Raw genomic sequence first — 24,196 nt, forward strand, 5'->3', positions numbered from 1 at the left:
CTCCGGTTAGGGGCAGAGGGTCATGAACTGTTTGAAATGAGCTTGTTCTGTTTGGCCCATCCACACATTCAGGCTCCACAAATCGGCAATGGGGGCGTTGGTGAAAGGCAGAGTGTGCAGGTAGCCATCAGGCCCGCATTCTGGCGTCAGGGTGGTAACGGCGTACCCACGTTTCTTTTGCGCCAGCCAGATCTGTTCCCAGATGTGCTGGTGGAAGCGCAAGGCTGGTTCATATTCCGGGGCAGCGGGATGCGGTACCTGCGGCCCCTGATCATAGCCGATACGTGCCTGAACGTGATGAACGCGGCTCAGAAAAGTTGAGAAATCATCAAGCGGGTCGTCCAGAAGCCGCTCACAACTGACAACCCAGTGGCTGATATCGGCCGTAAACAGGATATCGTCGGCAAGTTGGGGGAGCACATCCATTGTGATCCACGGGGTGGCCAGAATACGGGAGCGATGTGTTTCAAAACTGCAGAGCAGTCCCATTTCCTGACCGATGGCATGGGCCCGGTTTATGAACTCGGCCTGCTGGGGGGCGGACCAGCGGTCATTTCCTCCCAGCACGTTGATGAAGCGCGGTTTCATGCACAGCGCGCGTTCAAGAGCGGATTGAAGATCAGCCAGATGATCTTCAATGGTGGCCGCTTGCTGTGGGATCACACCGCCACCTGTCATGGCGATGGCAATATAGGGGATGCCTTCTCCAGCCAGCACATCCGCGTTTTGGCGCGCATCGTCCATTGAAGCGGGAATACGGGCTTCAATGCCGGTAAAGCCTGCCTTCGTCATATCCTTTATTGCGGCACCCCAGGGACGGAAATCTCCCCATAATGTTTTGAAAACATCAAGACGCATGGGAAGATCCTGAAAGGGGGCTCCATTCCGGTAGTGTCAGAACTGGAGCGTGTTGGTGATCAGTCACTGTACGGGAAGTCCATTCCCGGTAGGCACGGTGCCTGTGGAGGGAGGATGTCTGGCTGCTTTGGGGTGTTGGCAGACAGAAATCCGCGGCGGGATGTGCCAACCCGTTTTTCACGAAAAGGCGCACAGAACAGGCGGTCATGATATCCCCTGTAAGCGGGAGCAGGCGAACCTGCCCGGGTAAAGACTTCATTTCCAGTTAATAATGAAGTGGACGAGTTTTCGTTTGAAATGTTGCAAACCTTACTTTTGGCAGGGCTTGGGTTTGGATGTGCCTCAGTAGCGAATCATCTGGTTCAGGAAGTTCTGGGCTCGTTCTGTCTGCGGCGTTGTGAAAAACTCTTCCGGCGGCGTGATTTCCAGAATGCGGCCACGGTCCATGAAAATGATCTTATCAGCAATATGGCGGCTGAAAGCCATCTCATGTGTCACACACAGGGTGGTGATACCTTGTTCTGCCAAGGTGTTCATGATGCTGACCACGCCGGTAATGGCTTCCGGATCAAGGGCAGCGGTCGGTTCATCAAACAGCATCACCTCAGGCTGCATGCAAAGGGCGCGGGCAATGGCCACACGTTGCTGCTGACCGCCTGAAAGCTGAATGGGGTATTTGTTAGCCTGTTCCGGTATGCCCACCTGTCGCAGAAAGTGGAGGGCCATATCCTTCGCTTCCTTGCGGGAGAGGGACCGCACAAGCTGAGGGGCAAGGGTGCAGTTGTCTACTACACTCAGATGAGGGAACAGATTGTAGTTCTGGAACACCATGCCGACCATGCACCGAAGCTGGGTAAGGTTGGTCTTGTCATCAATCAGGGTGCCATCAATCAGAATGCTGCCGCTGTCATGGGGTTCAATTCTGTTGAAGGTGCGGATCAGGGTGGATTTGCCCGAACCTGATGGCCCAAGCACAACAATCTTTTCCCCACGCTGGACATCAAAATTCAGCCGGTCGAGCGCGACAAAGTCCCCATAGAGTTTGCTCATGTTTCGTACGGAAATCATGGCGTCATCCGAGGGCGTACCAACAGCGTCTGGAGTAACGGGGGCTGCGCCGGATAGATCGGGTTCAGGATGCATTGGCGGAAGCTTTCTTGCGGTCAGCCCAGGAGAAGCGACGCTCTACCCGTTTCTGCAGGAACAGGAAAAAGAACACCATGGCCAGATAATAGACGAGAGCCGCAGCGTAATATTCCGTAAATTCGAACGTGCGCGCCACCTGCACCTGCGTAATGGCCAGAAGTTCCTGCAGGGAAATTACGGAAGCCAGAGATGTGGTTTTCAAGAGACTGATGAAGTCATTGATGGTGGGGGGAAGTGCTATGCGAAGCGCCTGAGGGAAGATCACGTAGCGGTAGACTTGCCGGCGGCTCATGCCCAGTGCGTCCGCCGCCAGTTCCTGGCCACCATCCACCGCGCTCAGGGCTGACCGGTTGATTTCCACCTGATAGGCGGATTCATTGATGGAAAGGGCAACCAGAGTTGCCAGAAAGGGCGTAAACCATTGTTCCCGAAAGATGGGAAAGAACTGGGGTAGCGCGTTCCAGATGAACAGAAGCTGCAGGAGTGTGGGGGCTCCCCTGAAGACCGAGACGTAGGTTTTCAGAACGGCTTTGAGCAGGGAGTTGCCGCGTCCATTGAGGGTAATGGCCATGGGGATGGAAATCACAATGGCAATGGCGTGGGATAAGAGCGCTACGGCAAGAGTAATAAACGCGCCCCGCAGGAAGGCCATGGAGGTTAGCGCAGAGAAAAAAGCCCCCCAATTGAAGGCTGGTGCGCTGTTATCTTGTGTAAGCGCCTGTTCAGTCTGGGATGAGATAGACCATTTCTGGCGATAGGCGGTAAGGGTACCATCCTGCTCAAGGGTGGAAATGGCATTTTGGACCAATGTGCGGTCCTGTGCGTTCTTGCGCAGGTAGATGGCGAAGTGTCTGTAGTCCGAATAGTCCGGTTTCAGAATAATACGGACCTTGCCATGCAGTTGCTTCTGCCGGAAATAAAGTTCCACATCTTGGCTGACAAAGGCAAACACACGGCCAATCAGCACCTGCTGTACAACCTGATCTTCTGTGGGGTATTGCTGGATGATAATGGGCAGCTTGCCCGCGGCGGTCAGGGCCTCGTTTTCCCGGTTGATGCGGGCTGCGTAACTGGTGCCAGACTGCACGGCTATGGTTTTGCCGGATAGATCGGCCATGCTGTTGATGGGCGCGGTATTGGCGCGTGCCACAACTGTGAGTGCCGTGTCCTGATAGGCAACAGCATCAAAATTCTTTTCCCGGTCCGGCAACTGGATAATGCCGCTGATTACCATGCCGCAGCGTTGTGCGCCAAGGCTGGGGAACAGGCCCGTAAAATCCATGGGGATGATGGAGAGTGTGGCGTGCCACCGTTCAGCCAGCGCGCGGGCGACATCAAGGTCCATTCCTTCCGGCTTGCTGGCGTCCGACCCTTTGACAAAGGTCATGGGAGGCAGGGTGGGGTTGGTGCAGACGGTCAGGGTGTCATTCTGCGCAAAAGAGGGAACGTCCGTTCGAGCAGTCTGGGCATGAACCACGCTTGGTCCGGCCACGAGAAGCCCGAATGCAAGCAGGCAAGAGGTTCCGATGTGGTGCAGCGGTTTCCGTGAACGGAAGCGCCCGACACCAGAGAAGTGCTGCCGCAAAAAGCCGTTCCCGGCAGCGGAAAGCGTTCCCACGGATGCCCGCGAGGCTGGTGTGGGGGCGATAAAAGGTGGCTCAGGATGTGAAGACCCAGAAAGCCATGGCGATGAGGGCATCAGTAGGATTCTTCCAGAAGGGCGCGGAATGTTTCAACCATCAATCCCGTTTCGGGAGAGGTGCGTGCCAGAAAATGAAAACAGGTGAGCAGTTGCAGGTTGTGAAACGCAATGCGTCGCAGCAATCCGCGGTCAACCAGTGGTTTGGCGAAGGCCTCAGGCAGAAAACCAATAAAATTGCCGGACAGGATCAGGAGGGCTCGGGCATCCACATTCTCCGCTGCAGCGTGAAAGGAGAAATGGGAGCGGAGTTCGTTCCATTGTGGAGACGTGGCTGCTTCTGCCACCGCAATCATGCGCTGGGCGGTCAGGGTTTCCAGCGAGATGCTCTCTTCCGGCACAGCAAATAACGGATGACGTGCGCCGCAATAAAGATTGAGGGCTTCTGCCACCAGAGGGGTGCCTTTTACGTCCGGCATATCCTGCGGGTAGAGGGCGATGCCAGCCGTGGCTTGACCATTCATGACGGCGACTTCCACTTCGCGCGTGGAGGCGGAATGGACGGTCATGAAGACGTTGGGATGTTGGGAGGTAAACGTCTCTATGGCTCGCACCAGCGGGGTTTCCCCATGCGCCTGGATGTTGTCAGGCACATAAAGGCGGAAAATGCCGGATAACACGCCGCTGATCTGGTTGATTCGCTGCTGGAAGCGCTGAATATCCAGCAACAGGCTCTTGGTGGCTTCCAGCAGGGCGCGGCCTTCGCCTGTCAGCGCAAACCCACTGCGGCCACGCAGGCAGAGTTTGAGGCCAAGCCGGGTTTCAAGGGCTGAAATATCCAGACTGATGGAGGATTTGCTTTTACCCAGGGCGATCTCCGCCGCAGAAAACCCGCCCTGTTCGGCTACGGTGTGAAACACCCGTAGCAGCCGCAGATCCACCTCTGAAACCTGCCCCTGAAAGCCGCTGCTGCGTCTATGTTTGGGGGAGCGGAACGCTGAAGATGTTTTTGCTGGCGGGGGAGAGGCTGATCGTATCATGTGGATCTGGCGTGTCCTCTGTCAGATGTAACATGCTGGAGAGATAACAACAGGATGTGAAGCAAGGTTCCGGTGCCGGGAGTGGAGGTAAGCTTTCCTGTTATTTTGTGAACAAGGGGGCAGTCTGTTCTCCTGTACTTTTCAGCGTGGCCGTGAAGACTGAGCCTGCGGCTTCCGAAAAAAAGATGCAAGAGGGTAATGACCATCTTCCAAGCTGGTGGATGCGGTGAGAGAGCGGGTTTAAGGGGAAGGGTTTTACAGTTTGAACGGGCAAGCAAAGATGTTTTCATAAACAGCAGGGTGCTGTTCAGAAGGCCCGGCATGATGATTAACAAATTGATAAAGTGAACTACGGTTTATTCTTATTTTGGAACCGTTTTAAATTGGGTAGGGTCAAGAGAAATTCAGCAATCTAAGGATTTCAGGAATGAAAGCGAACCGGTGGTTTATTGATAGCGAGACCGGTGATCTGGCTGATGTGCTCCTCTGCCCGCCTGAGTATTATCAGTGGATTCCCAGCAACGATATTGCCATCCAGACCATGGCGCACGGTGGGGCGATTGACCGCACTGCCCTGAACACCCAATTTGCCGAACTGGTTTCTACCCTGCAGGGAGCAGATGTTTCCTGCCATTTCCTGAAGCCGCAGGAAGGGATGCCATATCAGGTCTATACGCGTGATAGCTCACAGACCACGCCGTTTGGCACGGTGGTCACGCGTCTTTCCCGTCCTGAACGTGTTGGAGAAGAAACGGAAATCCGGTCTTTCTATGGATCGGATGAGATCTGGAAGACCTGCACAAAGGGAAACATTGAAGGCGGCGACATTCATATCATCCGTCCGGGGCTGCTGGCCGTAGGGGTAAGTGGCGGACGGACTGATGAAGCCGGCGCAGCCGAATTCATCAGCTGGTTTGAAGAAGCGGGCTGGACCTGCCGCATGATCCGCTTCCCTGAGCATTTCCTGCACCTCGATGTGATTTTCACGATGGTAGCCGAAAATCTGGCTATTGCCGCTGTTGACTGCATTGCTGACGAGGATCTGGACTGGTTCCGGGCGCAGGGGATTCGTCTTCTGCCGGTGTCCTATAAAGAAGCGATGCGTGACATGGGGTGTAATGTGCTGGCCCTGGGGCGCGATCGGGTTGTAAGCCCGCATCATTCAACGCGCATTAATCAGATGCTGCGGGCTGAAGGGCTGACAGTGCTTGATCCGGAACTCAACCAGTTTTCTCGGGGCGGAGGGAGTGTGCACTGCATGACCATGCCGTTGCGTAGAAAATCGCTTCAGTCAAGCTGAGTCAAAACTGCCTTTGACCGGATGCGCCGGTTTATTACCGGGCAGGGGCTGAGATAACCCAGTAGCCAAGCCCTGTGTCTTGCACGGCAAGAGGCGGGGTTTGCTATGTTGGGGCAGAGATAAGGGCAGCAGGGGAGTAAACCATGGTCAGGCTGATTGTCAGTGCCGATGGCGCAGACAAATTTGAGAGCTGGAAAAAAGCGTTCTCTGAAGTGTCGCCAGATCTTGATGTCTGCTCATGGTATGAGCCTTCCGTGCAGCCATCTGCGGCCGATTATGTGTTGGTCTGGACGCCTGAAGAAGACCATTTTGAACATTTTTCTTCGGTAAAGGGTATTTTATGTACCGGGGCAGGGGTTGATCACCTGCTACGTGCGCCGCAGTTCCCGCGTCATGTTCCCTTGGTGCGCATGGGAGGAGAGCAAACGGCTGGCCTGATGGCGGATTACGTAACGTGGGCTGCCATCGGTTTGATACGTGATGCCCGGACATGGGCCCTTCAGCAGGCTGAGCGCGTATGGTCATATAATGGTGTTGCGCGAACAAGTGGTGAAACCCGGATAGGCGTCATGGGGCTTGGACATTTGGGGAGCCATGTGGCGGCTCATCTGGCGCGGATAGGGTTTCAGGTTTCGGGCTGGCGTCGTTCAGGTGGTAGTGTTGTTGGTGTGGAGGTGTATTCTGGAAAAGAGGCGTTGGCTGATTTTCTGAAAACAGCCGATATTCTGGTTAATCTTCTGCCAAGCACGCCTGAAACGCGTGGGTTGGTAACCTATCATTTTCTGAGTGCGCTTCCGCGCGGTGCTGGTTTTATTAACGTAGGCCGTGGAGACCATGTGGTTCAGGCTGATCTGGTGCGTGCGCTGGATGATGGGCTGATCAGCGGTGCTGTGTTGGATGTGGTGACACCCGAACCCCTGTCTGCGGAATCTGGGCTGTGGGCGCACCCACGTATTACGCTGACGCCCCATGTTGCCTCGGAAGCCTCCAGAATCATGCAGGCACGTTACGTTGCTGAGACTATTGCTCAGATGGAGCGTGGTGAACGCCCGGCTTTGCTGTGTGATCCTGATAAGGGATACTGAAAATACAGACTTTTCACGAGTTGGAATAAAAAATTCCTGATGATGGTCCATCAGAAGAAATCACTGAAAAAGCGGAGGGAAGCACATGGTTGCTCAAAGTAATATTGTGGTGGATGGATCTGCTTTGTGGTTGGATTTGATGGAAACGGCGAAGTTTGGTGGTACACCTAAGGGAGGAATCTGTCGTCTCGCGTTGTCTGAGGAAGATGCGAGGGTAAGAGAGTGGTTTACCCGCACCTGCGAGGCTCTGGGGTGTGTTGTTAGCTACGATTCCATGGGGAACCAGTTTGCACGGAAGGCTGGTGAGGAGGATGGTCTTGCCCCCATCATGATTGGCAGCCATCTGGATACCCAACCTACCGGCGGAAAATTCGATGGTATTCTAGGTGTAATGGGCGGCATTGCCGTACTACGTGCGCTGCGAGATGCCGGATTGACCACACGGCACCCTATAGAAATAGTTAACTGGACCAACGAGGAAGGCGCGCGCTTTACGCCCCCTATGTTGGCATCTGGTGTGTTTGGCGGAGTATTTACACAGGAATTTGCTCAAAGCCGGACGGATCGTGCCGGCGTGAAGTTGGGCGAAGCGCTGGATAAAATAGGCTATAGTGGGGAAGAAACCTGCGGTGCGCACCCGGCGGCAGCGTATTTTGAACTGCATATTGAACAAGGGCCTGTTCTGGAAGCAGAGAAACGGACGATTGGCGTTGTGCAGGGCGTACAAGGAATGCGCTGGTACAGCGTGACCGTAAAAGGGCATGATGCTCATGCCGGTACAACACCCATGACCATGCGGTCTGACGCCCTGTGGGCTGCTGCCCGCATGATTGATGAGGTGCATCAGGTTGTGATGGATCACGCTCCTGATGGACTGGGTACCGTGGGTATTATCGAGTGTTTGCCATCCAGTAGTAATGTGGTGCCGGGGGAAGTCTCTTTTACTGTTGATTTACGCCATCCTTCTGACGGTGTTCTTGCAAAGATGGAAAGAGAGTTTCGTCAACGTATGGAACGTCTGGCTTCACTGTGCGGTGTGGAAATGGAGATTACTCCGACCTGGGTTTCTGCGGCTGTTCATTTTGATCCGCTTTGCGTGGAATGCGTGCGTGACAGTGCGCACGCGCTTGGCTATTCCATGCGGGATATTGTATCCGGGGCAGGGCATGATGCCGTGTACGTGGCAAAGGTAGCCCCTACCGCCATGATCTTTGTGCCGTGTTGGAAAGGCATTAGCCATAACGAGGCAGAAAGTGCGGAACCCGAAGATGCCAAAGCTGGCGCCAATGTCTTGCTTCATGCTGTTCTGGCCGCTGACGCTCGACTGGATGCCTGAGGGCGGCATATGTTCCTTGGGTGGAGTTGAGAAATATTCAAGAGGTTTTGAAAAGCCTACCAGGTCCATCTGGCAGGCTTTTTTTAGGCTGGAGCTATTGGGTTTTCTTTCTGATACTTTGGCATCAAGGCTTTTAATCTGTTTCCTTGCTGCAAAAAACCTTGCTCAGGCATCAATAATCACACCTTTCAAATGACGCAGCGCTAAAAAACCTCATCCCAAATTTATAGACGGGCCGAAGCTGAGAAAGTACTTCTCCGCTCCACGGAGAGGGATACCGTTGTGAACCTGAGCTTATATAAGGCGTATTGCTCAGCATTATCCGTTTCATCAAACGGCTGGCAACAAAGGTTGGATGAACCAATAGTGCATCTGCAACGCGCGTCACAAGACTATCCTGAAGAAGTAATTTATTACATAGAAGTTAGAAAATGCCACTGTATTCCAATATATATACAGATTGAATCTTAGTCTGGAACAACCCGCAAGGGAAAAGTGGTAAGATTCTCCCTTGGAATATCATTCCGGACTCTGATCGGTTAGTCCAATAATCCATCTGTTCATATTCGGAAGCCTCAGATTGTTTGATAAAACTGCTTCCATTCGTAACATTGTTAAAGTTCTGTGACACTTTGGTTTTGTTATAATGAACTTTCCTGGATGGGGTTGAACGGAGAAAGGTTTTCGGGGAGTTGGGGGCCGACCTTTGGTTCATTGGACGGGCTACCATGAAAAAAATCTTGTTTCTCACAACGTGCTGTTTGTGTTTCCAGAACGTTGCTATACCGGCACGGGCTCAGAGCAGCGCAGATCAAAATCCATCACACAAGAAAATGTCAGGTAGTCAGAAAAAAGACGCCGCACGCTCTAAAAATAGAAACGAAACCATTGATGTAACTGAACGCCGCAAAGTGGCTGGTGGTGGCATGATGGTACGGCACACAATAGCTAAAACGGTCAGTTCACTTTCTCATAATTATATAGAGATGCAGTCGCCGACTTCCACTATTGAGTCTCTGATTTCGACGTTGCCCGGCGTTGTTTCAGCAAGCGAAGGTCCGCTGACGACTTCTTTTTCTACTCTTCATATTCGCGGTATGGCACAGGCTGAAATTGGCGTGACGTTTGAAGGCATGCCTGCGGCCAATCCTTTCACATATAGCACCTACACTCCCTCTCTTGTTGACAGCCAAAATATGGGCCAGGTCAACGTTATGCAGGGGGCAGTTGACATCAATTCTCCCACATATAATGCAACCGGTGCCGAGATTTCTGCCAGCATAAGAGGTCCTGCGGATCATCAGCATGTGCATGTTGCGGGGTCTGGTGGTTCCTACGGAACAAACAAGGATTTCATCCGGTATGACACTGGAGAAATTGGCCATACCGGCGTGCGTGCTTTTGCGTCTGGCTCTTATTCCCGCGGGGATATGTGGCGTGGTGTGGGTGATATCGAAAGATGGCATGTTGATTCTGCTCTGACCAAGCAGTGGGTGTCCGTCGTCGAAAGATTTGGGACTATGGATGGTGTGAAATAACGGAGGGTCTGGCCCATCTGATTATGATGTTTAGGCGGCACGCTGCTGATGAAGCAAGCGTCGTTTCTGGATGGTAGCTCTTTTGATGCGCTCACGTTCGAGCAGGATTGTCTGCCCCCGTCCGAACCAGACATCTGCCGGCGTGAGATTGTTGAGGCTCTCGTGATAGCGGCGCTGATTATAGTTTTCGACGAATGCCTCGATCTGGCTTTCGAGATCTCCAGGCAGATAATAATGCTCAAGAAGCACGCGGTTCTTGAGCGTCTGGTGCCAACGTTCGATCTTCCCCTGTGTCTGGGGATGGTTGGGAGCGCCACGCACATGATCGATGCTGTTCTGATTTAGCCATTTCGCGAGTTCGTCAGCAACATAACAGGGGCCGTTATCGGAGAGCAGTCGCGGCCGGTGTCTGACCGTGGCTTGATGAAGCCCTGATGCCTGCAAGGCGAGTTCCAGCGTTTGCGTCACATCGGATGCGGCCATGGTCGTGCACAACTTCCAGGCGATGATGTAGCGTGAGAAATCATCAAGGATGGTCGACAGATAGAACCATCCCCATCCGATAACCTTGAGATAGGTGAAATCCGTCTGCCAGAGCTGGTTCGGCGCTGTTGTTTTTGTATGGAAGCTCTCCGCCGCCTTGATGACGATGAATTTCGGACTGGTGATCAGGTCATGGGCCTTGAGCAGGCGATAGACCGAGGCTTCCGAGACGAAATAGCCCTGCTCGTCGGTGAACCGCACGGCAATTTCACGAGGCGACAGTTCCGGCGTCTCCAGCGCCAGATCAATGATCTGTGCACGGATATCGTCCGCGATGCGGTTCCATATCCGATTGGGTCCAGAGGGTTTGTCCGCCAGGGCTTCCGGGCCGCCCGTCCGATAGAGATCGCACCAGCGGTGAAAGGTTGAACGCGGGATACCAATCTTGCCGAGAACCTGCCGAACCGGCAGGGCTGATTGCTCGACAAGGCGGATGATCTCGAGCTTTTCCGAAGCCATATATCTCATGCGGGGTCTCCCCCAGCCCCGATCATGCTTTTTTTAAGCAGGCGCAGTTCCAGTGTCTGCTCGGCCACGACCTCTTTCAGGGCCCGCGCCTCGTCACGCAGATGACGGACTTCACTGGTTGTGGCGTTACGCGCCGTATCGCCCGCAAGTCGTTTCTTCCCGGCTTCAAGAAACTCCTTCGACCAGGAATAATACAGGCTTTCGGCAATACCTTCACGGCGGCACAGCTCAGCTATGCTGCTCTCGCCCCGCAGGCCATCAAGCACAATGCGGATCTTCTCTTCCGCCGAATACTGCCGACGCGTCGCCCGGCGGATATCGCGGATCAACCGTTCCCCCGATGTCGTCTCCGGCAAGGATTTCTGGCTCATACTTCACTCCTTCGTCGTTACGATGAGCCAGAAATCCTCCATTATTCAATTCACCAATTTCGTCCCATAGATCCTGACGGCGGACAGCCACTGATCCGGCACCCGTCGCCAGAACCATGGCCTCTGGCGAGACCAGACCCGCCTGATGGGTAAAGGGTGCCAGAACGGGTGCTGCCGTGCTCATTGCCACCGTGGCGGAGCCCGTAGCCAGCCGCACGACGGCTGCAATTCCGCAAGCTAGCAGCAGAGGCGGCATATGCCAGTTGATGGCGAGCCCGGTCAGAACGCGCGACACACCAGCATCTATAAGCGCCCGGCCAAATCCGCCGCCTGCTCCGACCAGCAGCACAACGAAGGCAATTGGTGCCAGACAGGCGCTCAGGTGGCGGGAGATCTCATCTTTTGATAGTCCGCGCGTGCGTGTTAGAGCGACGCAGGCAAACACTGTAGACAGGACCAGAGCCACATCGGTTGAACCAACCAGTCCGCCCATAGTCTGGCCTGTCGTGCCGGGAAAAAGACTGCTGATAATAAGCCCCGCCAGAATTAGCAGGACCGGCATGAGCACGGCGAGCACTGAAAGCCAGAAGGGTGGCATTTCCTGTACCGGGCCGTTATTGAAAAACTGTTCTTCGAGAGAACTGACGCCCCGCACTGTCAGACGCGGCACGATGAAATGCGCGAAGACAGGCCCGGTCAGTACTGCTGTAGGCACGGCAACCAGAGCCCCGAGTAAAAGCATAAGCGGCATGCTGGCATGATAGGCCTGCACCGCGATCATGATCGCCGGATGCGGCGGCATCAGCGCATGGGCTACTGAAAGACTGGCTGCCAGTGGCAGGGCGGCCAGCAGAATCGGCTGCCCTGCTGCGCGGGCCGCAACAAAGGCCAGCGGTGCCAGCAGCACGAACCCGACATCGAAAAACACAGGCAGTCCAACGATCAGGCCGATGATCATCATGGCCCAGTGAATGTTGCGCGCCCCGAACCCCCGGATCAGGGTTTCGGCAATCCGCTCCGCTGCACCGCTCTCGGTGATGATCCGTCCCAGCATCGTCCCGAAAGCGATGATGAAGGCAATATGCCCCAGTGTATGACCGGCCCCATCCTCGAACGAAGCCACTGCCTCTGCTGGTGAATGTCCGGCAGCCAACCCGACTGCGATGGCTATGCCGAACAGTGTCATCACCGGCTCAAGGCGGAACCGGGCGATGAGGATGATAACAGCGAGAATGGCGACGGCGCCTGTGGCTATCGTAAAACCGGGGTTCATGCACAGATCCGGTCAGGAACGCCAAACCTTTTTGCGGAAGGAGTGCTCACGCCGCTGCCTGTTTCCGGCGTGCCGGTGGTTTTACGGTGGCGGGAAGGGGACAGATATAGGGTGTTTCCGCCAACCGGGCTGCGTGTTCCGCTCTGGCCTGTTCAAGGAGTATGTCATCCGTGAGGGCATCCAGTGCGGTTGCCGCCATGATTTTTGCTGTATGTATCATGCCTTTATGTGCATGGGCAGCTTTGCCCTGTGCTGTCATCTGCCAGGAATGCAGTGGCGTGCCGATAGCACAGGTCGCGCCTCGGGCCTGAACCGTAGGCACCGCCCAGCTTACATCCCCCACATCCGTCGAACCCGCGCTCATATCGCCTTCTGCGCAAGGTGGGGCGATCAGATCACATAAGACGGCATCAGGATCGTAGGGAATACCCATGCGTCGGTAAGCAGCAAGCTTGTCTTCCTTCGTGAGGGTCGCGACAAATTCCGCTGCGACTTTGCGGTCTGCATCATCAAATTGTGGCGGCCCCAGATTTTCGAAATTACGATGCATCGCCGCTTCAAGAGGGCTGTTGCCCATCAGATTGGAAACTGCGCTGACGACTTTCTCGGAGACGTGTGTCTCCGTCATCATCGCGGCTCCTGTCGCGATTTTTCTTACCCGTTCCACCAGTTCCATCAGTTCTGGCAGCGTCTCGGAACGGATCAGATAACGGATGGTTACGTTTGATTGGACGACATTTGGCGCCGTGCCACCTGCGTCGATATAGGCGTAATGAAGCCGTGCTCCCTGAGGCATGTGTTCGCGTAGATAATTCGCCCCGACATTCATCAGTTCGGCTGCGTCGAGCGCTGATCGGCCAAGATGTGGTGCTGCCGCTGCGTGAGCGGCCTTACCCTCAAAAGTAAAATCGATCCGCGTATTGGCCAGAGAGAATGGCGCATTAACTCCCGAAAACGAAGACGGATGCCAGGAGATCGCTGCATCCACATCCGTAAAAGCGCCTTCCCGCACCATGAATGTCTTGGCCGCACCACCTTCCTCGGCCGGACAGCCATAGTAGCGGATACGTCCTTTCAGCCCGTGTGCTTTCAGATAATCCTTTACCGCCGTAGCCGCGAGTAGTGCGGAAGCACCAAGCAAATTGTGGCCGCAACCATGTCCTGTTCCCGGTCCGGGAAGCGGAGAAGGGCGGGCGAGGCCAGCTGCCTGACTCAGTCCGGGCAGAGCATCATACTCGCCCAGTATGGCGATGACTGGCCCATCCTCTCCATGCTCGCCCATCACTGCCGTAGGAATTCCGGCTATGCCTTCTGTTACCCGGAATCCCTGTGCCTTCAGCATGGCGGAATACTCTGTTACGGCACTGAATTCATCATAGGCCAGTTCGGGCTTATCCCAGATGCGGTCGGAAAGGTCAGTGAAATCCGGACTGATGGCGTCAACACGCCCCCATATTTCATGGCTGTTTCGCATAAGAAATATCCTTGATAGAGGAAGATCTGTTTGCCGTGCTTACAGGCGGCATGAAGCCAGGTCGTGATGCGATCGGTGGCATTGCAGCAAGCGCTTTGAGATCCGGCACTGGTCGGCGCAGATCCGGATCATCGGCGAAAGCCGCCTCAATCATGGCTGCAACCTGCAGAAGCAGCGCATCTCCGCCACGTGGTCCTACGATCTGAAGACCAAACGGCATACCGCGCTCATCTACACCGACGGGGATGCTGATGGCGGGATGACCTGAGAGTGTGACGTTGTAGGCCATGGCAAGCCAGTGGAAATAACTTGTTGTTGCAGTGCCATCGATCTCGGACGGATACATTTCTGTCCAAGGGCGCGGCGAAACTGTGATGGCCGGACTGATCAGAATATCGTGATTCTCAAAAAAATACTGATAGGAGCGATAAATAACTGTTTGCTGTTTTGCAGCCCAAGTATAGTCGGCCAGAGAATATCCCTGTGCTTCTTCGACATTGGCGCGAATGTTCGGACCAAGCTGGTCGAAATGATCGCGGTAGCGCTCTGCGTGAGCAGCATAGAAGACGGAAGCCCGGAGGATCGCGAACACCCGGTCCGCGTCTGTGCTGTCAGGTTCTGTCATCTCCATGGAACCGAACAGCGCCGCTATCGCAGGAAGTTTGTTGCGGAAGGCGCGTCGCACAATGGCCTCGACTGGGGCACTCCCGAAATCCTCTGTCGCCGCTAGTCGAAGTCCTTTCAGATTAACAGGTTTCAGAGGAAAAAACCGTCCTTTCGAAGCCTGCACCGTTTCGCCCGGCAGCGTATAGGCAAGAGGATCAAGCCTGTCATCGCTGGCGCAGGCTGACAGCATAAGCGCCGTATCAGTCACCGTCCTGGCCATCGGGCCATCAACGGAAAGGGTAGACCAGCCCAGCGGTCGCCTTTCGCTGGCCATCAGCCCCCCTGAGGGCCTCATGCCGACAATACCATTGAATGCCGCAGGATTCCTCAGGCTACCGCCTGTGTCCGAACCCGTGGCCAGTGTGGCCATCCCACAGGCCAGAGCGGTGGCCGATCCGCCGGAGGATCCTGCGGCATTCAGCGCGGGGTTGAAGGGATTTCCTGTTGCGCCATAGACCGGATTCCGACTGGTTCCTCCAGCAGCCCATTCCGGAACGTTGGTTTTGCCGGTGATAACGGCCCCGGAAGCGCGCAGGCGAGCGACAAAATTCTGATCCTTCTCCGGCACCCATTCTCGGAACAATGGACTGCCGAAGGTTGTGGTCATGCCTTTCGTGACATGAGTATCTTTGACGGCCAGTGGAATTCCGCACAGAGCGCCAGTCGGTTCTCCCCGTCTCCAGGCTTCATCCGCCATTTTTGCGGCTTTTGCTGCTGCTTCTCGGTCTTCACAGACAATCGCGTTGACGGCTGGATTGACGTTGTCCGTGTCCGCCGTCAGGATCTATGGGACGAAATTGGTGAATTGAATAATGGAGGATTTCTGGCTCATCGTAACGACGAAGGAGTGAAGTATGAGCCAGAAATCCTTGCCGGAGACGACATCGGGGGAACGGTTGATCCGCGATATCCGCCGGGCGACGCGTCGGCAGTATTCGGCGGAAGAGAAGATCCGCATTGTGCTTGATGGCCTGCGGGGCGAGAGCAGCATAGCTGAGCTGTGCCGCCGTGAAGGTATTGCCGAAAGCCTGTATTATTCCTGGTCGAAGGAGTTTCTTGAAGCCGGGAAGAAACGACTTGCGGGCGATACGGCGCGTAACGCCACAACCAGTGAAGTCCGTCATCTGCGTGACGAGGCGCGGGCCCTGAAAGAGGTCGTGGCCGAGCAGACACTGGAACTGCGCCTGCTTAAAAAAAGCATGATCGGGGCTGGGGGAGACCCCGCATGAGATATATGGCTTCGGAAAAGCTCGAGATCATCCGCCTTGTCGAGCAATCAGCCCTGCCGGTTCGGCAGGTTCTCGGCAAGATTGGTATCCCGCGTTCAACCTTTCACCGCTGGTGCGATCTCTATCGGACGGGCGGCCCGGAAGCCCTGGCGGACAAACCCTCTGGACCCAATCGGATATGGAACCGCATCGCGGACGATATCCGTGCACAGATCATTGATCTGGCGCTGGAGACGCCGGAACTGTCGCCTCGTGAAATTGCCGTGCGGTTCACCGACGAGCAGGGCTATTTCGTCTCGGAAGCCTCGGTCTATCGCCTGCTCAAGGCCCATGACCTGATCACCAGTCCGAAATTCATCGTCATCAAGGCGGCGGAGAGCTTCCATACAAAAACAACAGCGCCGAACCAGCTCTGGCAGACGGATTTCACCTATCTCAAGGTTATCGGATGGGGATGGTTCTATCTGTCGACCATCCTTGATGATTTCTCACGCTACATCATCGCCTGGAAGTTGTGCACGACCATGGCCGCATCCGATGTGACGCAAACGCTGGAACTCGCCTTGCAGGCATCAGGGCTTCATCAAGCCACGGTCAGACACCGGCCGCGACTGCTCTCCGATAACGGCCCCTGTTATGTTGCTGACGAACTCGCGAAATGGCTAAATCAGAACAGCATCGATCATGTGCGTGGCGCTCCCAACCATCCCCAGACACAGGGGAAGATCGAACGTTGGCACCAGACGCTCAAGAACCGCGTGCTTCTTGAGCATTATTATCTGCCTGGAGATCTCGAAAGCCAGATCGAGGCATTCGTCGAAAACTATAATCAGCGCCGCTATCACGAGAGCCTCAACAATCTCACGCCGGCAGATGTCTGGTTCGGACGGGGGCAGACAATCCTGCTCGAACGTGAGCGCATCAAAAGAGCTACCATCCAGAAACGACGCTTGCTTCATCAGCAGCGTGCCGCCTAAACATCATAATCAGATGGGCCAGACCCTCCGTTATTTCACACCATCCATAGTCCCAAATCTTTCGACGACGGACACCTCTTTTTCGCTGGATAAATTGTCGATACAAGACATCAGTCACAACTGAGGATGGTGAATGCTTGACCGGTTAACCAGCATGAAGATTTTTATCAAGGTTGTGGAATTGGGATCTTTTGCTGCGGCCTCCCAGCATCTGACTTTGTCGCCGCAGATGGTGGCCAAGCATATAGAGGCTCTGGAGCATCACCTTGGTGCACGTCTGTTGCATCGAACGACACGTCGGCAAAGTCTGACTGAAACAGGACGGCTCTATTGCGAGCAATGTCGGCTTGTTCTGCAGGCTGCTGAACGAGCTGACAGTCTGGCAGCCAATACGCTTGGCACACCCCGCGGTACATTATCTGTCAGTGTACCCGTCACTTTCGGGCGAACAGTATTGCTGCCATTTGTTCACAATTTTCAGAAAAGATATCCAGAAATTCAAGTCCATTTGTCACTGACAGACCAACTGATTCACCCCACAATGGACTGTCATGAGGCTGTGATCCGAATTGGTGAACTTGAGACGGACCTTACAGTGGTCAGTCGCCCTTTGACGGCCTATCGTCGGGTCATCTGTGCAGCTCAAACCTATCTGGAAAAACACGGTTTTCCAGAGCAGCCCGAAGATCTGATGCGCCACGAGTGTCTCGTGTATGAAAATTCCGGCGGCCCTGTAACGACCTGGCACTTTTCTCAAGGCAGCGTTACGCGGCCAGTCACCGTTTCCGGGAGGATAATCAGTAATGATTCAAGTGTTCTGCATTCTGCAGCACTTGCTGGCGATGGTATTCTGGTGGGATATGAGCAGGCTCTGCTTCCAGATATTAAAAGCAAACGGCTTGTCCGGCTTATGCCCAGGTGGAAAGTTCCGGACAGGCCCGTGCACCTGCTCTATAACGCAGGTCCGGTTATGACACCAAAGCTGCGGGTCTTTGTGACCGAGCTTCAAGAGGCTTTCCAGCCTGAAGCCTCTTTTCGACGGTAGGGTGCCTGACTCCTAAGCTCAGTTGGCAATCAGTTCCTGTTCACCATCCCTGTTCAGTCGGAAGAACAAACAGTTCTGCAACATCCATACGTGCAGGTGATTTCAGAGCAAAAAGGATACTGTCTGCTATGTCCTCGCCCTCGAGAAAGGTCATGGACGCTGCAAGGTCATCCATCTGTTTGCGGTAATCAGCATCTGTAATGTGATCGTAAAGCTCTGATTTTACGGCTCCCGGCTGAATGCAGGTAACGCGGATATTATGCTTTGGTCCGATCTCCATTCTTAGGCCGTCTGAAAACGCTGTCACCGCAGCCTTGGTGGCACAATAAACGGCGAGACCCGTAAAGACTTTCCGGCCTGCAATCGAGGACATGTTGAAAATATGGCCCGAATGCTGTGCGATCATCTGCGGAAGAACGGCTGCCGTTGCATTAAGAACACCAGATATATTGACGTCCACCATCTGCTGCCATTCGTCCACTTTCAGGCTGTCAACGCTGGATAGGGGCATCAGGCCCGCATTGTTGACCAGAACATCAATCCTTCCAAATTGGGCGATCAAGCTCTTTGCCGCTTCTTGACACGAGACAAGATCAGTAACGTCCGTCACCAGAGGAATGGCTCGACCGCCAGCCTTGGTAATTTCACTAACAAGCGTCTCCAGGCGATCATGACGACGTGCCGCCAGGCCGACTGTCATTCCTTCTGCTGCAAGTTTGCGCGCTGTTGCCGCACCAATGCCACTGGATGCTCCGGTCACCAGAGCAATTTTTCCTGCAATATTCATAATCTTCTCCACACGACGAGCCTTCAATCGGCCTTAATTGTCGAAGGAGGTGTAAATTATGCCAGAAGATATCTCGCTTGGCTTCTTGCTGAAACTATTGCGATTTTGCGCTATAGATAGTCGCGCATGGAAATGAGAGAGTGTAGCGGATGGTTTTATCCTGCCTTCCTTCTCGGCGTGCTGCCAGTTTGACACTGGAGCAACTTCTGCCCGGGGAGAAAGTCGCGCAAAGTGATGGGGATGTCTGGAAGGATGTTGACGTCCAGATATTCACTCGCCCGGTACAAGAAGACGAAATTCTTGTGCCTGCCGTCGCAGAACCCTTGCTTGTCTGGGTTATCCGCGGAGAAGCAAATGTCGAAGAGCGTGAGCTGACAGGGCCTTGGGAACAGAGCAAGGCAAGAGCAGGAACATTTTACCTCACGCAGACGGACACACCCTATCTGATGCGTTGGCAGGGCAAGGGAGGCACTTGTTTTGAAGTGTTGCATCTTTATCTTGGACTTGAGCTTGTCGATCGAGCTGCCATGTCATTAAATCTGAATTCATCCCGTATTCGAATGCGGGATGTTTCGGGCGGGGAAGATGCTTTCATATCAGGAATTTTGAGTGGCCTGATAGCTGAAATGCAATCTTCCGTTATTGCAAATCCCTTATTTGTAATTGGCCTTCTGGAAAGTCTGACAGTTCATCTTTTAAGACAGTATGCTGATGCCAGAGCTAAGATAAAGCGACGATCCACTCTCTTGCCCACATGGAAACTGCGTAGAGTTCTTGATCATATGGAAGCACATCTGGCTGAACCATTCGATTTGGATTGTCTTGCTGCTTTGTGTGGCATGAGCCGTTTTCACACCAGTCGCTCATTCCGTACAACCACGGGACAAACCCCCTCTGATTGGTTCATGCAGCGCCGCGTCCAGAAAGCATCAGAAATGCTTCGTAAGACCAATCTTTCCATTATCGAGATTGCTTTGGAGATCGGATACAACAATCCAAGTCACTTTGCTCAGGTCTTCCGCAGAGTGACAGGTGTCAGTCCTCGTGATTATAGAAAACTATAATCACGATATGAATAATGTTTTAGAAAAGACCTTGGTAAAAAAGTTCACCTAAATACAATCCCATTCCAAAGACAGCATGAGCGCTTATACTGAGGAATAGTCCTTTTTCAGGATTGGGGGCTCTAAGCCCGAAAAAACCGCCGCCCAGAGCAGGTTTCATAAACAGAAAAGGGGCTAAAAGGGTAACAAGTCCGAAGAGTAGACCATTTAGCAGTGTGGGGACTGTCTTTGCTATAACCACCACAAAACTGAGGTACAGTGCGGCATAAACAGCACCAATCAGATAATGAAATGCCCAGCCGACAGGTGCCTCTCCTTTCAGGGAGGGTCTTTTTCCAATCATTGGGTCATAGATCCTGCCATCGCGCCACCCTATGACCCAGCGGCCGGTGACAGGCCAGTTGGCTGCAGGAATTCCAGTCAATGGTTTCTGGGCCTGTTGCCAGATATCGGATGCAGCAGTCGCCACGACGCCGACTGTCAGAATTTCGAGCAAATTCATACAGCATGTCCTCGAAGTAAGAGTGTTCGCACGCACTTTCATGTCACTTTTCGAGTTTCATGATATACTGACGAAATTACACTCTAGCAACACATGAAGTTACATGAGACAAGATAACAGATTATCCTGTGTGCTCCACGTACTCCTGCATATGGCAGAAGCAGGTGGTCCCATGACGTCAGAAGCTCTGGCTCGCGCCCTTAACACCAACCCCGTGGTTGTGCGACGTCTTATGGGCGGTCTGCGTGAGCATGGATATGTACACTCCGAAAAAGGACATGGCGGCGGGTGGACGCTTTCATGCCAGTTGGATCAGGTAACGCTGCAAGATATTTACGAGGCTCTTGATGCTCCAAGATTATTCGCCATAGGGAACCGGAGTGTGGAGACTGAGTGCCTTGTCGAAGAAGCCGTTAACCACGCCATGAGTGGCGTCCTTGCGGATGTTAAGGCCCAACTTCTCGCGCGTTTTGGCCAGATTACACTTGCAGCACTTCATGCTGACTTCCATCAGAGGCTAGCAGAACGGCATGCTCCGGCGACGCTCTGCAAGTAAACTAAGGGGGCGAATGGCTAGGATTGATGCAGACCTTGTGTCTCCCGGAATTCAGATGTCGCAAACAGTGAGATGTTTACGCTACATGACGTTGCTGGTGTTTTAGCCAGGCTATGGCGTCGGTCACCTCAATGCCCTGTAAAGCGTTAAAAGTCCGAACCTTGTCCCAAGCCACGCCCGTATCGCGTGCGAAAGCAAGACGGTATTTCCGTATTCCATCGTCAGGGTGTGCAGCGACTTCTGCGCGTAGCCAGTCGATTTCCCACAACTCCCGAGTGACAGGGCGGCTGAGATAGTGCTCCATCTTTCCGGCGAGCTGAGCGTAGGAAAACGTATCCCCGGCAACGTAAACCACCTCGTTCTGGATCGGCGGTTTATGGGCGAGGATGCTCGCTGTAAGTCGTCCTATATCTTCGGAAGTGGTCACGGTCAGGCGGTTATCCCAACTGCCGAGTGCGCGAACCTTGGCACCTTGAAGATCCACCAAACCGAAAGCTGGCTCAAACAGAAAGCTGGTGAAAATTCCTGTCGAAACGATTATCCATCGGGTCGCAGATTGACCGCGCAGCATGTCCCTTACGTCTGATTGCTCATCAAATACTGGCTGCCCGCTGCCACGTCCAACAACATCGTAATCGACACCAAACTGCCACGGCACATAACAGTCCACCCCAGCCTTCAGGACGGCACTGGTAATTTTACGCTGTGTACCGGGACCACCAACAAACCCGGTACAACATATAATCGTATTGAACTTGGCGAAGAGGACGGAGAGGTCCTCCACCGTTTCCGTCGCAAGATCAGCATAAACGATCTGCAGGCCTTTTTGCTTTAATTGTCGCGCAATATCCGTCCTGGTGCTTCCGCTTGATGGTCTGAGAAGAACGCTGATCGATCGGGCGCATTCCGGTTTCTGTTCAAGCAGGCCGGTGATGACGGCCTGACCAAGCTCTCCGGCGCCGATGACAAGGGTTTCAATGACAGGGGTCTTCATCGCTGGCATCAGGAATTCCTTCTGGTTATGAAGTTAAAATAAGACGCGATGCGGGAAAGCGAAGAAGGTACACGAGTGATACCGTTCGATAATCTGGACTTCGATGCCGTGATGGCTCAGTCGCAGGCTGCCTGCGACGCTCTCAGTGACGATGATGGCGGGTTGAAGCGAGAAGTACTTGCGCATGCCGGCAACAGATGGTCTCTCGGTATTGTCCATCTTCTCGGTGTCGCTGGCACACTGCGGCATGCTGAACTGGCGCGACGGCTTGATGGGGTTACGCAGCGTATGTTGACGCGCTCTCTTCGTCAGTTAGAACGCGACGGTCTCATTATTCGCCATGATTATGGTGAGGTCCCGCCACGAGTGGATTATACTCTCACTCCTTTAGGAAAAGGCCTTCTCGTAGGAATGATGCCACTTTGGCGGTGGATTGTTGACAACGCTCCTGCATTCAGAACGGCACGCGATCGGTTCGACAATGAGAGGAATAGCACTTTCGTTGAGCCTCGTGACGGTCTGAATTAGCAACAGTGTTTAAGCGGCGGAGCTAATGCGCCATGGCACTCCGCTTTTGAGGATAGCGTTGGTGATTGTGACGAGAGGCCGCTCAAACACAGTTGCTAGCCGCCCCGGACGCCATCGCCCTGGAAAGCCATCTGGTCGAGTGCCCTGCAACGCCGACATCCAGTTGGACCTGACCTCCTGTTGAACTACGCCACCAGCGTGGTCATGTACCCGCAATTCCAAGCCTACTTGCACCGGTGGCGCGGACCTCCGTCGAATGGCGCAGCAAAGCACCCAGCAAGTGCGGTGCTACGACTGCCCCAGTCCTCCTGCGATACTCGCCAGAATTTCGGCTAGGGAACACGGCGTGCCTCCGGTCAAACGCACGATGTCACCGCTGACGATGTCGTAGGCGCCACGCGCCTGCCGCGCCTTCATCGATACCACGGCATCGGCAACCACGTCAGGCAGACCCGCTTTGAGCAACCCGGCTCGCAACACCTCGGCGGGCATAACGTTCAAGGCAAAGGGCCGCTGGATCTGCTGCCCGACCAGTCTGCAGACCGCTTCGCCACGCAGGGCTTCAGAGCCTGTCAGCTGATATATGGCGCCCTCGTGGCCCTCGCTGGTCAATGCGGCGGCGGCAGCTTTGGCCACGTCGCCGCGCGAAACGAAACTGACGCGGCTGTCCTCAAGCATCGCAAGCCCGCCTGCCGTCAAAGACATCCGCACCTCTTCGACCAGCGTCTCGGAAAAATAGCTCATACGCAGTATCGTCCATGCGGGGATCGCGCTCTTGATCAACGCCTGCTCACTGTGCCAATACGCCGCCCCAACGGCGGACTCCCCCTCACGCTGCGTCCCGGTTGCCGACAACAGGAAGACGTGACCGACCTCGGCCTGTGCAGCGGCATCCACGGCCGCCAACATCTGGCGCGAACGAATCCCCGGCCGCAGATCAGCCCCAGGAATCAACAACAGGCGATCCAGGCCCTGGTAGGCCGCCACCAATGTCTCGGATTGGTCGTAGTCTCCTAAGCGACCTGCGTAGTTTCGATCGGTGTTGGGGGTGCGCGAAATCGCCACCAAGTTTTCGGCCGCAACCGTTTCCGCCAACGCCTGAACAACTGCGCTACCGAGCTGGCCGCTGGCACCGCTCACACCTATTTTCATCATCAGATTCCATGGTTATTTATGGTTCTTTAGGATAAATTTGTTCCTATAAGCTAACAAGTACGCATGAATTCATGCGTCAAGAACACCCAGGTTCCTGTCGCCCCAAGGAGTAGCAATGGAAAATGTAGAAGCTGAATGTCGCGGACTAGCAGAGGTGATTGCACGCATTGGCGACAAGTGGACGGTCATGGTCTGTGGCCATCTCTCAGAAGGCACCCATCGTTTCAATGCGTTGAAGCACCGCATCCCCGGCATCTCGCACCGGATGCTGACCATCACTCTGCGCGGGCTCGAACGCGATGGACTGGTGGCTCGCAAAGCCTATGCTACCGTCCCGCCGAAGGTTGAGTACTGTCTGACCCCATTGGGGCAAAGCCTGACAGGACCTCTGGCAGCCCTGGCAAGTTGGGCACGCGAGAACCGTCCCGCCCTTGAACAGGCCCGCGCCGCATTTGATCGTCGTGCCGCGCAGGACTGAACTGGCGTTGAGGTGTGATGAAGCGCGCCGTCAATCAGCGGCGCATGCGGGGCATCATTCCATCAAGTTGAACCACTTAACCATGCGCTCGCTCAGGTGTTTGTCCAGAGATGTCGGTTCATTTTGCTACAGTATAATTACCAA

The 24,196-nt window shown here is 54.4% G+C and carries 24 protein-coding genes; 10 read left to right on the top strand and 14 right to left on the bottom strand.

Translation table 11 applies throughout. The features are described from left to right. Positions 1-6: 6 nt before the first annotated feature. The 5 genes from ASN_RS11645 to ASN_RS11660 form a co-directional block, all read right to left on the bottom strand. Positions 7-858: a sugar phosphate isomerase/epimerase family protein gene (locus ASN_RS11645; protein ID WP_058988273.1), complete on the bottom strand. Its 852-nt coding sequence runs from the start codon at positions 856-858 to the stop codon at positions 7-9. After that, positions 848-1,066: a hypothetical protein gene (locus ASN_RS19695; RefSeq protein WP_157765171.1), complete on the bottom strand. Its 219-nt coding sequence runs from the start codon at positions 1,064-1,066 to the stop codon at positions 848-850. Before ASN_RS19695 ends, ASN_RS11645 begins: the two co-directional genes overlap by 11 nt. Positions 1,067-1,200: 134 nt before the next feature. Then, complete coding sequence (locus ASN_RS11650; RefSeq protein WP_058989300.1) at positions 1,201-1,926, bottom strand: amino acid ABC transporter ATP-binding protein; 726 nt, start codon at positions 1,924-1,926, stop codon at positions 1,201-1,203. Between the two features lie 64 nt (positions 1,927-1,990). Beyond that, entirely contained in the window at positions 1,991-3,703 is a 1,713-nt protein-coding gene (locus tag ASN_RS11655) for an ABC transporter substrate-binding protein/permease (RefSeq protein WP_231948191.1), read from the bottom strand. Next, positions 3,703-4,683, bottom strand: a complete 981-nt coding sequence (locus ASN_RS11660) for a LysR family transcriptional regulator (protein ID WP_058988274.1) — start codon at positions 4,681-4,683, stop codon at positions 3,703-3,705. Before ASN_RS11660 ends, ASN_RS11655 begins: the two co-directional genes overlap by 1 nt. A 427-nt stretch (positions 4,684-5,110) precedes the next feature. On the opposite strand from ASN_RS11660, the gene ASN_RS11665 reads away from it, so the two are divergent. From ASN_RS11665 to ASN_RS11680, 4 genes are all read left to right on the top strand, one after another. Next, complete coding sequence (locus ASN_RS11665) at positions 5,111-5,983, top strand: dimethylarginine dimethylaminohydrolase family protein (protein ID WP_058988275.1); 873 nt, start codon at positions 5,111-5,113, stop codon at positions 5,981-5,983. Positions 5,984-6,126: 143 nt separating this feature from the next. Next, entirely contained in the window at positions 6,127-7,068 is a 942-nt protein-coding gene (locus tag ASN_RS11670) for a 2-hydroxyacid dehydrogenase (RefSeq protein WP_058988276.1), read from the top strand. Between the two features lie 85 nt (positions 7,069-7,153). After that, entirely contained in the window at positions 7,154-8,404 is a 1,251-nt protein-coding gene (locus tag ASN_RS11675) for a M20 family metallo-hydrolase (protein WP_058988277.1), read from the top strand. An 833-nt stretch (positions 8,405-9,237) separates the two neighbouring features. Then, the gene (locus ASN_RS11680) at positions 9,238-9,942 is read left to right on the top strand and encodes a TonB-dependent receptor plug domain-containing protein (protein ID WP_231948192.1); all 705 of its coding nucleotides are present in this window, start codon (positions 9,238-9,240) and stop codon (positions 9,940-9,942) included. A 30-nt stretch (positions 9,943-9,972) separates the two neighbouring features. Here ASN_RS11680 and ASN_RS11685 read toward each other — a convergent pair. From ASN_RS11685 to ASN_RS11705, 4 genes are all read right to left on the bottom strand, one after another. Then, positions 9,973-11,324 (bottom strand): IS3 family transposase gene (locus tag ASN_RS11685; RefSeq protein ID WP_099048284.1). Its coding sequence is split into 2 segments (ribosomal slippage): positions 9,973-10,988 and positions 10,988-11,324, totalling 1,353 coding nucleotides; the frame shifts between segments, so codons are not numbered across the junction. Continuing rightward, the gene (locus ASN_RS11695) at positions 11,212-12,597 is read right to left on the bottom strand and encodes a GntP family permease (protein WP_058988278.1); all 1,386 of its coding nucleotides are present in this window, start codon (positions 12,595-12,597) and stop codon (positions 11,212-11,214) included. The genes ASN_RS11685 and ASN_RS11695 overlap by 113 nt, the downstream gene beginning before the upstream one ends. Positions 12,598-12,643: 46 nt before the next feature. Continuing rightward, positions 12,644-14,071, bottom strand: coding sequence for an amidohydrolase (locus ASN_RS11700; RefSeq protein ID WP_058988279.1), 1,428 nt, complete (start codon positions 14,069-14,071; stop codon positions 12,644-12,646). Beyond that, entirely contained in the window at positions 14,055-15,521 is a 1,467-nt protein-coding gene (locus ASN_RS11705; protein WP_082666659.1) for an amidase, read from the bottom strand. Before ASN_RS11705 ends, ASN_RS11700 begins: the two co-directional genes overlap by 17 nt. A gap of 70 nt (positions 15,522-15,591) precedes the next feature. Here ASN_RS11705 and ASN_RS11715 point away from each other — a divergent pair. Continuing rightward, positions 15,592-16,943 (top strand): IS3 family transposase gene (locus ASN_RS11715; protein ID WP_099048284.1). Its coding sequence is split into 2 segments (ribosomal slippage): positions 15,592-15,928 and positions 15,928-16,943, totalling 1,353 coding nucleotides; the frame shifts between segments, so codons are not numbered across the junction. A 133-nt stretch (positions 16,944-17,076) separates the two neighbouring features. Continuing rightward, positions 17,077-17,988, top strand: coding sequence for a LysR family transcriptional regulator (locus tag ASN_RS11720; RefSeq protein WP_058988281.1), 912 nt, complete (start codon positions 17,077-17,079; stop codon positions 17,986-17,988). A gap of 40 nt (positions 17,989-18,028) precedes the next feature. On the opposite strand, the gene ASN_RS11725 is transcribed toward ASN_RS11720, so the two are convergent. After that, positions 18,029-18,775 (bottom strand): SDR family oxidoreductase, encoded by a 747-nt coding sequence (locus ASN_RS11725; protein WP_041240784.1) that lies wholly within the window; start codon positions 18,773-18,775, stop codon positions 18,029-18,031. Between the two features lie 149 nt (positions 18,776-18,924). On the opposite strand from ASN_RS11725, the gene ASN_RS11730 reads away from it, so the two are divergent. After that, positions 18,925-19,839 carry a helix-turn-helix domain-containing protein gene (locus ASN_RS11730; RefSeq protein WP_058988282.1) on the top strand — a complete coding sequence of 305 codons (915 nt, stop codon included), beginning with the start codon at positions 18,925-18,927 and terminating at the stop codon, positions 19,837-19,839. A 19-nt stretch (positions 19,840-19,858) separates the two neighbouring features. On the opposite strand, the gene ASN_RS11735 is transcribed toward ASN_RS11730, so the two are convergent. Further along, the gene (locus ASN_RS11735; RefSeq protein WP_048845217.1) at positions 19,859-20,341 is read right to left on the bottom strand and encodes a DUF2938 family protein; all 483 of its coding nucleotides are present in this window, start codon (positions 20,339-20,341) and stop codon (positions 19,859-19,861) included. Between the two features lie 151 nt (positions 20,342-20,492). Here ASN_RS11735 and ASN_RS11740 point away from each other — a divergent pair, with 151 nt between their 5' ends. Beyond that, complete coding sequence (locus ASN_RS11740) at positions 20,493-20,897, top strand: Rrf2 family transcriptional regulator (protein WP_058988283.1); 405 nt, start codon at positions 20,493-20,495, stop codon at positions 20,895-20,897. A 76-nt stretch (positions 20,898-20,973) separates the two neighbouring features. On the opposite strand, the gene ASN_RS11745 is transcribed toward ASN_RS11740, so the two are convergent. Continuing rightward, positions 20,974-21,900: an aromatic alcohol reductase gene (locus ASN_RS11745; RefSeq protein WP_058988284.1), complete on the bottom strand. Its 927-nt coding sequence runs from the start codon at positions 21,898-21,900 to the stop codon at positions 20,974-20,976. 24 nt (positions 21,901-21,924) lie between these two features. Continuing rightward, on the bottom strand, positions 21,925-22,110 hold the full coding sequence (locus ASN_RS20230) for a hypothetical protein (RefSeq protein WP_231948534.1): 186 nt from the start codon (positions 22,108-22,110) through the stop codon (positions 21,925-21,927). Here ASN_RS20230 and ASN_RS11750 point away from each other — a divergent pair. Beyond that, positions 22,054-22,419: a winged helix-turn-helix transcriptional regulator gene (locus ASN_RS11750; RefSeq protein WP_231948517.1), complete on the top strand. Its 366-nt coding sequence runs from the start codon at positions 22,054-22,056 to the stop codon at positions 22,417-22,419. The genes ASN_RS20230 and ASN_RS11750 overlap by 57 nt on opposite strands. A 288-nt stretch (positions 22,420-22,707) precedes the next feature. Here the strand turns inward: ASN_RS11750 and ASN_RS11755 are convergent, their stop codons facing one another. Further along, complete coding sequence (locus ASN_RS11755; RefSeq protein ID WP_231948193.1) at positions 22,708-23,559, bottom strand: NAD(P)H-binding protein; 852 nt, start codon at positions 23,557-23,559, stop codon at positions 22,708-22,710. 130 nt (positions 23,560-23,689) lie between these two features. Between ASN_RS11755 and ASN_RS11760 the strand changes: the two genes are divergently transcribed. Next, a complete protein-coding gene (locus ASN_RS11760) occupies positions 23,690-24,052 on the top strand; it encodes a winged helix-turn-helix transcriptional regulator (RefSeq protein ID WP_007284623.1) in 363 nt (120 codons plus the stop codon). The last annotated feature ends 144 nt before the right edge of the window (positions 24,053-24,196 follow it).

It is taken from the genome of Acetobacter senegalensis (genome assembly GCF_001499615.1).
GTDB classification, from domain to species: Bacteria; Pseudomonadota; Alphaproteobacteria; order Acetobacterales; family Acetobacteraceae; genus Acetobacter; species Acetobacter senegalensis.

Bases quoted from the DNA above. Each gene is read 5' to 3' on its own strand.
- ASN_RS11645 (WP_058988273.1), bottom strand. From the start codon at position 858: ATGCGTCTTGATGTTTTCAAAACATTATGGGGAGATTTCCGTCCCTGG.
- ASN_RS19695 (WP_157765171.1), bottom strand. From the start codon at position 1,066: ATGACCGCCTGTTCTGTGCGCCTTTTCGTGAAAAACGGGTTGGCACAT.
- ASN_RS11650 (WP_058989300.1), bottom strand. From the start codon at position 1,926: ATGATTTCCGTACGAAACATGAGCAAACTCTATGGGGACTTTGTCGCG.
- ASN_RS11655 (WP_231948191.1), bottom strand. From the start codon at position 3,703: ATGCCCTCATCGCCATGGCTTTCTGGGTCTTCACATCCTGAGCCACCT.
- ASN_RS11660 (WP_058988274.1), bottom strand. From the start codon at position 4,683: ATGATACGATCAGCCTCTCCCCCGCCAGCAAAAACATCTTCAGCGTTC.
- ASN_RS11665 (WP_058988275.1), top strand. From the start codon at position 5,111: ATGAAAGCGAACCGGTGGTTTATTGATAGCGAGACCGGTGATCTGGCT.
- ASN_RS11670 (WP_058988276.1), top strand. From the start codon at position 6,127: ATGGTCAGGCTGATTGTCAGTGCCGATGGCGCAGACAAATTTGAGAGC.
- ASN_RS11675 (WP_058988277.1), top strand. From the start codon at position 7,154: ATGGTTGCTCAAAGTAATATTGTGGTGGATGGATCTGCTTTGTGGTTG.
- ASN_RS11680 (WP_231948192.1), top strand. From the start codon at position 9,238: ATGTCAGGTAGTCAGAAAAAAGACGCCGCACGCTCTAAAAATAGAAAC.
- ASN_RS11695 (WP_058988278.1), bottom strand. From the start codon at position 12,597: ATGAACCCCGGTTTTACGATAGCCACAGGCGCCGTCGCCATTCTCGCT.
- ASN_RS11700 (WP_058988279.1), bottom strand. From the start codon at position 14,071: ATGCGAAACAGCCATGAAATATGGGGGCGTGTTGACGCCATCAGTCCG.
- ASN_RS11720 (WP_058988281.1), top strand. From the start codon at position 17,077: ATGCTTGACCGGTTAACCAGCATGAAGATTTTTATCAAGGTTGTGGAA.
- ASN_RS11725 (WP_041240784.1), bottom strand. From the start codon at position 18,775: ATGAATATTGCAGGAAAAATTGCTCTGGTGACCGGAGCATCCAGTGGC.
- ASN_RS11730 (WP_058988282.1), top strand. From the start codon at position 18,925: ATGGTTTTATCCTGCCTTCCTTCTCGGCGTGCTGCCAGTTTGACACTG.
- ASN_RS11735 (WP_048845217.1), bottom strand. From the start codon at position 20,341: ATGAATTTGCTCGAAATTCTGACAGTCGGCGTCGTGGCGACTGCTGCA.
- ASN_RS11740 (WP_058988283.1), top strand. From the start codon at position 20,493: ATGGCAGAAGCAGGTGGTCCCATGACGTCAGAAGCTCTGGCTCGCGCC.
- ASN_RS11745 (WP_058988284.1), bottom strand. From the start codon at position 21,900: ATGCCAGCGATGAAGACCCCTGTCATTGAAACCCTTGTCATCGGCGCC.
- ASN_RS20230 (WP_231948534.1), bottom strand. From the start codon at position 22,110: ATGGACAATACCGAGAGACCATCTGTTGCCGGCATGCGCAAGTACTTC.
- ASN_RS11760 (WP_007284623.1), top strand. From the start codon at position 23,690: ATGGAAAATGTAGAAGCTGAATGTCGCGGACTAGCAGAGGTGATTGCA.